The 11,597-nt window shown below is 37.7% G+C and carries 12 protein-coding genes; all 12 read right to left on the reverse strand.

Annotated elements, in window-relative coordinates:
* On the reverse strand, positions 1–399 hold a 399-nt coding region (locus ACTIEV_RS15015), incomplete at its 3' end, for a hypothetical protein (protein ID WP_439516773.1).
* 95 nt (positions 400–494) lie between these two features.
* Positions 495–2,405 (reverse strand): asparagine synthase (glutamine-hydrolyzing), encoded by a 1,911-nt coding sequence (gene asnB, locus ACTIEV_RS15020; RefSeq protein WP_439516774.1) that lies wholly within the window; start codon positions 2,403–2,405, stop codon positions 495–497.
* A 25-nt stretch (positions 2,406–2,430) separates the two neighbouring features.
* On the reverse strand, positions 2,431–3,615 hold the full coding sequence (locus tag ACTIEV_RS15025) for a glycosyltransferase (protein WP_439516775.1): 1,185 nt from the start codon (positions 3,613–3,615) through the stop codon (positions 2,431–2,433).
* Positions 3,616–4,432: 817 nt separating this feature from the next.
* Positions 4,433–5,017, reverse strand: coding sequence for a DapH/DapD/GlmU-related protein (locus ACTIEV_RS15030; protein WP_439516776.1), 585 nt, complete (start codon positions 5,015–5,017; stop codon positions 4,433–4,435).
* A gap of 17 nt (positions 5,018–5,034) precedes the next feature.
* Positions 5,035–5,976 carry a Gfo/Idh/MocA family protein gene (locus tag ACTIEV_RS15035; RefSeq protein WP_439516777.1) on the reverse strand — a complete coding sequence of 314 codons (942 nt, stop codon included), beginning with the start codon at positions 5,974–5,976 and terminating at the stop codon, positions 5,035–5,037.
* A 12-nt stretch (positions 5,977–5,988) separates the two neighbouring features.
* Positions 5,989–6,876 carry a UDP-3-O-(3-hydroxymyristoyl)glucosamine N-acyltransferase gene (locus ACTIEV_RS15040; protein WP_439516778.1) on the reverse strand — a complete coding sequence of 296 codons (888 nt, stop codon included), beginning with the start codon at positions 6,874–6,876 and terminating at the stop codon, positions 5,989–5,991.
* Between the two features lie 4 nt (positions 6,877–6,880).
* On the reverse strand, positions 6,881–7,519 hold the full coding sequence (locus ACTIEV_RS15045) for a PIG-L deacetylase family protein (protein WP_439516779.1): 639 nt from the start codon (positions 7,517–7,519) through the stop codon (positions 6,881–6,883).
* 10 nt (positions 7,520–7,529) lie between these two features.
* A complete protein-coding gene (locus ACTIEV_RS15050; RefSeq protein WP_439516780.1) occupies positions 7,530–8,525 on the reverse strand; it encodes a 3-oxoacyl-ACP synthase III family protein in 996 nt (331 codons plus the stop codon).
* Between the two features lie 4 nt (positions 8,526–8,529).
* Positions 8,530–9,261, reverse strand: coding sequence for an SDR family NAD(P)-dependent oxidoreductase (locus tag ACTIEV_RS15055; protein ID WP_439516781.1), 732 nt, complete (start codon positions 9,259–9,261; stop codon positions 8,530–8,532).
* Positions 9,262–9,265: 4 nt separating this feature from the next.
* A complete protein-coding gene (locus ACTIEV_RS15060; protein WP_439516782.1) occupies positions 9,266–9,496 on the reverse strand; it encodes a hypothetical protein in 231 nt (76 codons plus the stop codon).
* 53 nt (positions 9,497–9,549) lie between these two features.
* Entirely contained in the window at positions 9,550–10,713 is a 1,164-nt protein-coding gene (locus ACTIEV_RS15065; RefSeq protein WP_439516783.1) for an N-acetyl sugar amidotransferase, read from the reverse strand.
* The coding region (locus ACTIEV_RS15070; RefSeq protein WP_439516784.1) for an AglZ/HisF2 family acetamidino modification protein at positions 10,710–11,597 on the reverse strand (888 nt) is incomplete at its 5' end. The genes ACTIEV_RS15070 and ACTIEV_RS15065, both read right to left, overlap by 4 nt.

Genomic DNA, 11,597 nt, shown 5'->3' on the forward strand with positions numbered 1-11,597 from the left:
AGCTTCAGGATCATAGTTATGTATTACATATTTGATTGCTTCAGCATGAATTTCATACGCCAGAGAATCAGAACCTCCGCTTTGATATGGCACTCCGTATTGAAATTGGAACAAAAAATAAAAAAGAACTGCAAAAATAGAGGCTATTGAATATGCAATTACAAAAATTTTTACCCCTATACGACCTTGATAAATAGCTAATATAAGACCTAAGCATGCAAACAATATATAAAATACAAAAACAGCTATTGATTGGGCATATATCGAAAATACGAACATTACTAATAAAGAAAGAAGCACAAAAACAAGTCTGAACTTAAGAAAAAAAGAATCGGCTAATTCTTCACTCCACTGGATTAGACAATTTGAATTATCGTGCATCAAACTAATTGTTCTCATGATCAATTTTTATTCGCACTTCCCGAATTTATTAACATTATAAGAAAAGGCCATACTGAAAATCAAAAATTCTAGTATTTATAAATACAGTGTTTTTATTTTTTTATGTTATGATTGTATTTTTTCAACACCTCCTTATACCATAAAATCAAGTTAATCAAGCGCCAATGCTGAAGCGGCATTTTTTCCTGATCATAGATATTCTCACTCAGCAAGTTTTTCACTTGGTTGAAGTCAAGTATGTGCAAATCATCCTCAAGCGATTCAATTTCCTTTATTTTATTTTTCATTTCATATACCCATTTCCCCATCGGAACCTCAAAACCTACTTTATCTCGACGATCCAAAATAGCATTAGGTACAATACCACGCATAGCGGCTCTAAAAATCGACTTTGTTTCTCCATCTTGAGAAATCAAAAAATTTTCAGGCAATGTTAGGAGAAATTCAGCAAGTGGAATAGTAAGAAAAGGAACTCTATTTTCAATAGAAAACCTCATAGCATTACGATCACCATATCGCAAAAGAGAGGGCAGTCCGTTATTAATCATCGCTTCAAGCATAGCTTCTACCACCCTCCGCTTTTCCCCAATTTGTAAACGTTTCATTCTTACAGGTCGCTTTTTAACAGAACTCTCATTTAAGAAGCGCTTATCGATCCATTGTGGAACATTTTGTTCTCCAACTAATTTCTGTGCTAATTTGAAAAGATCATCTGGTATCATTTGACCGATAAATGCTTTCCATGGCGATAGGTGTTGTCGTCCTTCCCATCGCTTCCATTTTTTTGCAAATGTTAACATCTCTCCCCACTCTCCTCGCTCAAATAGAGAACGCATCCTTTGTCCATGATAACCCTGATATCCGGCGAGTAGTTCGTCTGCCCCTTGCCCTTCCAACACAACAGTTACTCCTGCTTCTTTTGCAAGCTTAAATACGCGATATTGTGCATACATACTAGTAGTACAAAATGGCTCCCCTTGAGCATTTATCAGGTCTGCTATATCATCGCTTAGTTCCTTCGGTTTAACAATAGCCTTATGAGGAATGGCATTTATATATTCATTGACGATATCAATCCATGGTTCCTCAGACAATTTTGAGCCCTCTGGTATGAATGAAAATGTATGAATATTCATATTCGGCTCGAGATATCTTGTAGCACAAGCAATTGCTGAAGAATCTATGCCACCTGAAAGCGCTATACCCACAGGAACATCACTACGTAAATGCAGTCGGACACTATCAAGGAAAAATTCGCGCAGCTTATCGGCCGCTTCTCTAAATGTAATAGCTGTATTTTCTTTAATTGAGGGATCCCACCATTTTTTTACGACTGGTGGCAATGACCCATTTAAACTGATTGTAACAAGATGGGATGGCGGCACATGTTTGATATCCTTTATAAATGTTTCATCGCCTACATCCTGGATAGCATAAATCAAGTAATCAAAAACACGTTGATTATTGATCACTGCTTTTCGGTCGTTTAAAAGCATCACGGCCTGTATTTCGGAAGCGAAACAAAAACCATTTTCATGATTTGAGTAGAAAAGCGGTTTTATTCCAAACGCATCTCTTATTAAAGTCACTGTATGTTTTTTCCTATCAAATATGGCAAAAGAAAACATTCCGACTAATTTATGCAGGCAGCTTTCTCCCCATTCGACCCATGCAGCAAGAAGAACTTCTGTATCTGATTGGGTAAAAAATTGATAACCAAGAGACGAAAGCTCGCTCTTCAGTTCCTTATAATTGTATATCTCGCCATTGAAAGTAATGGTAAAATTACCATCACGAGTGGTCATAGGCTGATGCCCTCCTTCTGTAAGGTCAATAATAGACAATCGCGTCTGACCTAAGAATAATGTACCGCTTTCATCTTCAATAAGATTCTTTCCTCTATCATCAGGGCCTCGGTGATTTAATATTTTGAAACCCTGAGTTATGAGCATTTCCATATTCGATGGTTTCTCTTTCCAGAAGGCTCCAATAATTCCGCACATAATTAAAGCTATTTAGATATCTTTATTAGTTACTAAGTATTGTCTGCAAAACTTTTTTTTCTTCTTCAAAACATAAAATTCGGGCGGCAGCATCCGAAGCATATTTTGCAGCCATTATATCTTCTGCTGTGATCGCGTTGATAAATGGGATTGCTTCGTTGTAATCAAACGACGGTAGCACTAACCCACATGCATGTTCATTTACAACACGGGCAATATCCTGCAAGGGTGACGTGATAACCATCAGTCTAGCCTGAATGATTTCAAATAATTTATTGGGGAGACCATACTTGATATTAAATGTGGTGGGAACAAAAAAGAAAAAACCGGCATCATATTGATTGAGTGTACTGATTAACTGATCAAAAGGGACTGGGTCATGAAACCTGATTACTTTACTGTCTCCCGCAATCATTTTTAGTTTGCCGACATCTTTCTTATCGCCAACTAAGTATAGGTCAAGGGTAAATCGTTTATCAAGTTTTTTAACCAGATCAATCATTTCCCCAAGTAACCGATCAGAGTTTGCAGAACCATGATGAACAAGTCTTATCAGACCTTCACTAACTTGTTTAACCGACATTTCCTCATAGGAAGGAATACTTCTCAAAAGACGGGCACGCGTTCCATATTCTTGCTGCAGCGCTTCCACCAAACCGTAAGAAACGGTAGCTACTTCATCACATTCTCGTAAAAGGTGCTTAAAAACTGCCTTTCTGTATTTTGCTTCGAGTAATAAAAACATTGGATACTTTTCGAATTCGCGGGGATAAAAATCACGGATATCAAAAAATATTTTTTTGGTTTTTTTCTTTCGCTTTAGTTCACACGCGAGTGGAAGAAAATCTATATGCTCTACAATTACAATATCCCAACCTTGATGGTCTTTAAGGATATCTGTCGTGTAACCATTGATACGTTTGGTTATCGCTAACTGAATCCTGAATGAAGGAATGATCCTTCGTATTATTTTCAGAAATACTCTGCTAATCCTTGCAGACATCGATACCGACATTTGCGGAAGCAGTATTTGCTGTGCAAGTGGATATTCAGTACTTACTTGGTCAGACAAAGATGAGACCTCTGCTCCCATTTCTAAAAGCAATTCGATAGTCCGGCGTACTCTTCCCAACCTTGTTATTTTGCCTTCGCAGATTATCAATGATGTTATACCTTTTTTGATTTCAGGCAGACTTTCCTTCAATTTCATTTCGACTACTTAGGCATTTTTTAAACGAGAACGATCTCGATTTTTTTTGAAAAGGCTGTTCGATATACTTGTAAATTAATGAACTAACAAATAAAGTTATTAAAACAGCGACGGTATAAGCCAATAAAGATTCTGCTACATTTAGACAAGTAAATGACTCACTTCTAATTATAGCTTCTGGACGTTTCAATACTAGCCTAAAAATCAGTTGATAAGCCACAAAATTATAAAGTGAGACATGTAGACAGAATAGGATATTCAGCCGTAATACTTTTATAACAAAAGCATCTTTACTTTTTACCACTGTACATATAATCGCCGCAGAAAGAATAAATATTAAAGGATACAATTCGCCCACTGCATATTTATATAAAAAAATGACTAAACCTGTACAAAGGCCGAGAGTAGACTGTGGATGTATGAAATCAAAACGGAAATCAGACACCCAGTGCTAAATCCGACGATGCAGATCAAAAAGTAATCGAACTTGTTCAGTTGTAACCCAAGAAATACTATCAGCAACAGAAAATGGACAGGATATAATCGACCGAATCTAAGGAGCTAGAATCTAATAAGGTTTCCGCCTCTTTTAATTTGATCAGCATAAGCCCTATAAATAACAAACCCTGATAAAACAAAAAAAAATCCACCATCAGGAACCCATTACGGAAAAGTCCGATGTTAAAAAACTGACTGTTCCAATGGGGTATATGGTGTATTACTACAATTAATGCAACAACACCCCTGATACTTTCCAACTCCTCAAACTTTGGAGTGACTTGTAAAGACTCTTCCTGTGTCGAAATTCAGTTATTAATTATTGTGAATCGATATTTGTAAGTTCCCCATTATGTAGCTCATAGGTTGAACCATCGCCTTTGCAAACAGCTTTGCCGTTGCCTGAAAGAGGAAGATCAAGTCTCTCTCCGTGTTTGCTAATCCATCCAATTTGTTTGGCGGGTACGCCCGCCATTAATGCAAACCTTTTTACGTTCTTATTAACCACTGCACCTGCCGCAATAAATGCGTATTCTTCAATTTTAATTCCGCATACAATGGTACAATTGGCGCCGAATGTAACACCACGTTTCACGATCGTATTCCTGTATTCATTTTTGCGTGACACATGGCTTCTTGGGTTGTATACATTGGTGAACACCATGCTTGGTCCGCAAAAAACATCGTCACCTAAAATAATATTATCGTAAACAGAGACATTGTTCTGGATCTTGCAATTATTTCCAATGGTGACATGGTTCGCTACAAATACATTTTGACCAAAACTGCAATCTCTGCCGATTTTGGCTCCGGCGCTGATATGCGTCCAGTGCCAGATCTTGGTATTATCGCCAATTTCTGCGCCGTCGTCAACGATTGCTGTAGGATGTATAAAACATTGCATAGTGCTATTCAGATTTATTAAATTACTTTTTTACAAAAGGGATGATAGTCTTCCTTTATTGGTGAAACCTTGGAATTTCTTATACAATGAACAATTTCAATCGAGCTGCGTGCTTCACTGATCCTGAAACCATCACCATTCAGGATGTTTCTATAACTCGCCGTATGAAGATCAGTAAACCCTTCAGAAAATTCGATTTCTTCTCCTTTGATTTTGATGGAGCGGAATGTTCTTTGCCCTTTCATTTTTTGTTCGACAGGCAGATGATCCGAATTGATCGACAGGAACCATCGTATGCGCGCATTTTTGAGATAAAGCACCCCTGATGCACAATCAGGTTTATCGAGGTGGACGGTGGCAGATTCCTGTTTCCCGAATATCCAGGACAACATATCAAAAAAGTGTACGCCAATATTAGTAGCGATGCCCCCCGATTTGGCAATATCGCCTTTCCAACTTTGAAAATACCAGTTGCCGCGTGAAGTGATATAGGTTATATCTATATCCGCTATATGATCCAATGGAGTACTATATTGTTCACGCAACGCAATAATAGCCGGATGTAGTCTCAACTGCAAAATGGTAAATACTTTCTTTTCATACTCACTTTCCACGTCTTCGATCGCATCAACGTTCCATGGGTTCAATACAAGCGGTTTCTCGCAAATGGCATGTGCATTGTTCCGAAGACTGAAACGTATATGTGCGTCATGTAAGTAGTTAGGGGAGCAGATGCTTATATAATCAATGTTTGTCTGCCTACGTCTTAGCTTATCAATATGACGGTCGAAGCGTTCAAACTCAGTAAAAAAATACGCTTCAGGGAAATAAGAATCAATGATGCCGATGCTGTCGTTTGGATCAAATGCAACTTTCAGTTCATTGCCGGTTTCTTTGATCGCTTTCATGTGGCGTGGCGCTATGTAACCTGCCGCTCCGATTAAACCAAAATGTTTCATATTTACAGTTGCTTATTTTTTTATTGATCTGGCAGGATTACCAATCACGACATCGTTTTCGGGTACATCTTTTACCACCACTGCACCTAAACCAATAAGGGAATTACTGCCGACTTTCAATGCGTTAATAATTGAAGCAGAAGGAGCCACCCATACGTTCTCACCTATTACTGTGCTTCCAGCTACCATGGCGTTTGCTATGATTAGTGAATTTCTCCCGATCTGTACGCCGTGAGCTATATGAACAAGATTATCTACCTTAACATTTTCTTCAAGTAATGTTGATCCCATTACAGCCCTATCAATAGTTGTATTATTTCCAATCTCAACATTATTTTTGATAATTACATTCCCTATATGCGGGATCAGTATATATTCCCCTAATTCATCTTTCTCATAGCCAAAGCCAACGCCGCCAATCGTGCAGTTGCAGCCTATGTACACGTTATCATAAATTTTTGTATTTTCCTTTATTATTGTATTCTCGCCTATATTTACATTATCACCGATCTCGACATTTTCCTTAATTACTACGAAGTCACCGATGGCAGCACTTTTTCCAAGTTTTACAGATTGATGTATACTTGCTTTTTCCGAAATTTTCCTTTCATCTTCCTTCACAAAAAAAGAACGCAATACGAATGCAAAAGTTTTTCTGGGGTTAGGACATATGATGTAGTTAACCCCTTGCTTAACAATCGATTCATCAACTTGGGGACAGATCACTGTTCCGCATGAAATATCAGCAAGCCGTCCTGAGTTTTTCATGTTAACCCACATAAGAGCTGATGGATCCTTATTAAATTCATCGAAATTTTTAGGGCTGCACACTTGGTCATTTATATTTCCTATAAAAGCGACTTCAGGAACTACCGATAGTATTTCTTTGACAGATATCATACGATTATTTTAAGATTAATCTGATAACCTCAAATGCCTCTGCATACATCACATTTATCTGCGTACCACGTACGATTGCAAGCGATGTAATAAATGTGGGCGACAGGTAATTTCTGAAACCCTGTGAATTATACTGCGCCAGTGATTCGATTTTTATATCAAGGTGCTTTTTTTCTAAAACTGACATACACACAGAGGAACTTTTAATATTATTCCAAACTAGTTCATAACCAAGTATCGTACAGTTTTTAAACGCACGAACCGCTTCCTGCGAAACGGCGATATGATCCTGGTGTATATCATGCAGAGCGGGTATTAGAACAAGATCAAATGAATTTATCTTCCGGAGTGCTATAAGATTCTCTAGTATATCCTGTCTGAAATAATTCAGTTTCCTTACTTCATAATTATATATGATCAGATTCTCCGGATCAATACCCAGTACTTTTGTAGCTGCTTTCACTTCTGTTGTCAAAATATTTTTAGGCAGGTGATCTGGCACTGATTGTTCTGCTGTAGAAAATGCGACATAGGTAACTTTTGCACCGTTTTCCACCAATTTGGCTATCGTTCCGCCAGCGCCTAACTCGCCATCATCTGTGTGTGGGGCAAGTACTAAAATATTTTTGAACTGATCTATCATAAACTATCCCTTAAAATTTAAGTATTGCACTACCCCATGAATAACCGACGCCGAAACCAGCAATCAACACATTACCGGTGGCTTTTTTTTCTTTTATAGCTTCATACAAAGCAATAGGCACAGTTGATGACACAGTATTTCCACAATCTTTAAGAAAATAGTAAAATTTATTTTCTTCGATTCCTATCTTTTTCCGAAGATGATTGAGAATGAATTTATTGGCCTGATGAAAAACATACAAGTCTATATCAGAATTTTCCAATGAGTGTTTTTTCAATATGCTCTTTATCAGTCTGGGTATTGCTTCATTTGTAAAATTGAAAATTTTACTTCCTTCCATAAACAGTTTGTCGTCGTTATGAATATTCCCGAATTGATCCTCTTTATCTTTTCCATTGATCAGAGGATGTCTCATACCACCATTTTTAACGATGAGGTTTTCTGCTCCACTTCCATCGGTACCTAGTTCGAAATCCATTATTTCAGCAATGCCTTCAGTAGAAACCAAGGTAGCAGCTGCTGCATCGCCAAAAATAGTCCTATTACTTTTGTCGCGTGGATGTATGAATTTGCTGTATGTTTCTGAAGTGATCAGCATAATATTTTTTGCAATCCCGGCAATAATCAATCCTTTGGCTAAGGCAAGCCCATATACAAACCCTGAACATCCTAAATTGAAATCAAGGGCTCCACAAGAAGTGGGGATGCCAAGTTTATTTTGAAGAATGCAAGCGGTAGTTGGCAGAAAATAATCCGGGCTCTGTGTGCATAGTAAAATAAAATCAATGTCACGTTTATCAATACTATGTTCTTCGAACAATTTATTGGCTGCGTTACATGCCATGTCAGAAGAAAACTCATCTTTTCCCGAAATATGTCGTTGATAAATTCCTGTTTTTTCAGATATTTTATCAGCCGACCATTCGGGGAACTGGTTATTAATACTGTCGTTACTTAAAACATCAGCCGGCAAGTAATATGATATGGCTTTGATCTTAGCTTTCATAGATTTATTGCAGACTGTATCCTCCATCTATTTTAATATCGGTTCCGGTCATCCAACTGCTTTTATCGCTGAGCAGGTATAAAGCAAGACCGGCCACATCTTCCGGTTTTCCATATCCCAAAGGATATTTTTTTTCATCTGCAGCAATATCTGAAATTTTATCAAGAAGCGATTCCGGTAATACCGAAGCAACAATCCCTGGCGAAATGCTGTTCGACCGTATCTGCTGACCGGCCAGTTCGGATGCAACGACCCGCATGTAAGCGCAGACGGCTGCTTTTGAAGCAGCATAAATAGCCGTTCCCGGCACACCTATATTTGCGGAAATTGATGAAATAAATACCAATGAAGTCTTCTTATTCAGCCGTTTATTTTTTACTAATAATTGGTTAAGAGTAACCACGGACGTAAAATTAACATCCATGATATTGGCGATCTTTTTTGAATTCGAAAATTTTATTGGGAAATAGTCAATGATTCCAGCATTATACACAATACCATCGTATATCTCTGCCTGCCCCGCAAATTCGGAGATGGATCGTTCATCAGTAAGATCAAAGGAAACTGTTTTATGCCCCTCCCCGTGTAATCCGGTCTTAACTTTTTCAAGCCTACCCGCATCTCTGCCCAGCAAGGTAAGCACAGCTCCTGCCTGCGAGGTCATTTCTGCTATAGCTTTACCGATTCCGGCAGAAGCACCTGTAACCAGTATTTTCTTTCCGGTTAATGAAAACATTAAACTATTTTTTTGATTCTACTATCTGAAAAAGATCAAAAATGGTACTTGCTCGAACAATTTCTGCGCCGGTGATACTTACATTACATTCCTGGTCTACCATAGCTATTATTGAAAGGGCCAACATCGAACTCCATTCTTCCAGGTCTTTGAAAACAGTATCCAGAGTGAAAACTGATTTGTCTGTTTCATCAAACTGTTCAGCAAATTTTTTAACAAACTCCTCTTGATTCATAAAATTAATTTTAAGTGTTGGCTATTAAATGATAACCAGATCACTCGCTTACCTTATTTCTTTCCTTTAACCTTTTTGTAAATGTTGACTAAGAACCTATAGAATTTTCTTTTCTCAACATCTGCAAAAAATAAGTTCCAAATATTTTTTTCCGAACCGTATACTTCATGCGGAACTTGGGGTCTGCGTATATAGTCTTCCAACTGTTCTTTTGTCCAGCCCATTTTCTTAAGGAAATATTGCTTATCCTCATTTAATAACTGTTCCGATAAAAATGCTGGCTTCTGTAAAATCGCTACTGCTTCTTCACGTGTCATTTGATTACCTGCAACCAATGTTCCGAGATGCAGCTTTCTCTTATCCACATTGAATTTCTCGGGAAGAATATACCCCTGATAGAACCTAGTGAAAATCGACTCATAATGTTTAAACGGGTAACGAACATACCCATAATCACGTTCAAGTAAATCCAACACTTCACTTTTATTATATTCAAAAAAGTCGAGAAACGATATCCACTTTATATTCCTGACAAATTCATACCAGACAAAATTAAGAGTACTGAAAGCAGGAAAAGTTGACAGAGCCGGTCCGCCGAATCTTTTGCTGATCATTTTGATATTCTTTTTATCAAGTTTAAACCAGTTCCATTTTTTGGGAAGACTCATGCCTTCAGTTGCCTGGTTGGTACCTGCGAGAATAAATTTCACTCCATGTTTAGCAGCAAGTTGATAATTAACTCCAAGCATTGCATTGTCATAAAGTAATTCAACATCAATAACGTCTGCATCGAAAAAGGTTTGCATTAGCCCACGGTATTCCGCCCAGTCAACCACGTGTGTATACAGATCAACTTTCAAGGCACGCACCAAGTTGGCAATGTTATTTTGCGCTAGTTCAGAATTCCATCCATTGTCCATATGTACCGCCAATGGCCTTAATCCACATTTAACTGCCTGCACCAACACCCACGAACTATCCACACCTCCTGATAATCCGATAATACAGTCATACCTTTTGTTTTTACCAGATTCTTTTACTTGCTGTACAAATGTAGTAAGTTCTTTTTCTTTTTGAGCATGTGCCTTATGCTGTAAAACAGAATAACGCTTTATGAAGTCTGTACAGTAATTACATTGACCTTCTTCGTTAAAAGTGATATCGATTGCGGTTGTATCCATCGTGCAACGTGTACATACCTGATATGGTTGGCTCATAGTTTGTTGTTGAGTAAATTTTCTAATTCAGTGTATTTGGGGTATGTGATAAGTACTGCGCGGTGAGGCCCTTGAAAAACAAAAAAAGCTCCGGCAGCTACTGCATTTGCTCCCGCATCAATGGCAAGCTTGATATCCTCAAGCTTGCCTACACCGCCCACTGCTATTATAGGTACAGAAATAGCTTCGCTTACTTCTTTTATTAAATCAATATCCATACCGTCCATTACACCATCGTGATCTACGGTATTTAATACTATCTCACCTGCCCCTAACTCAACAGCTAATTTTATAAAATCCAACAACTCTATTGATAATATTTTTCCTTTTGATGCCGAATACAATCTCTTTTTCCCGAGCCAATTCTTTTTTACATCAACAGACACTAACACACTTTGACTACCGAAACGAGAAGATATTTCGGTTATAAGCGAGGGGTTATCCATTGCAGCAGTTTGAAGACATATCTTCTCAACACCTAAGGAAAAGAGCCTGTGTGCATCTTCAACTTTAGTAATACCCCCACCATAACAAAGTGGCATGAAACATTCACTAGCAAATTGCTCGATTAAATGATAATTAGGTTCTCGATTATCTTTAGAAGCCATAATATCAATCACCATTAGTTCATCTACTTCCTTATCATTAAAGATTCTTATCGCATTAATTGGATCACCAACATATTTGGGATTCTTAAACTTGTAAGTTTTAACCAATCCACCGTTCTTAAGAAGAAGACATGGAATGATGCGGTGTCTATACATTCTAATTATAAAAGGTTTAAATATTTTATACCTTGGATATCGATTGTAGGCTCCCCCAAAAAGTTGTCCATTCTTGGTTAGAGTTAACGGGAAAAAGCTTGTTAATTTTAAACTTTGAAA

The sequence above is a fragment of the Sediminibacterium sp. genome (assembly GCF_051861365.1).
GTDB lineage: Bacteria > Bacteroidota > Bacteroidia > Chitinophagales > Chitinophagaceae > Sediminibacterium.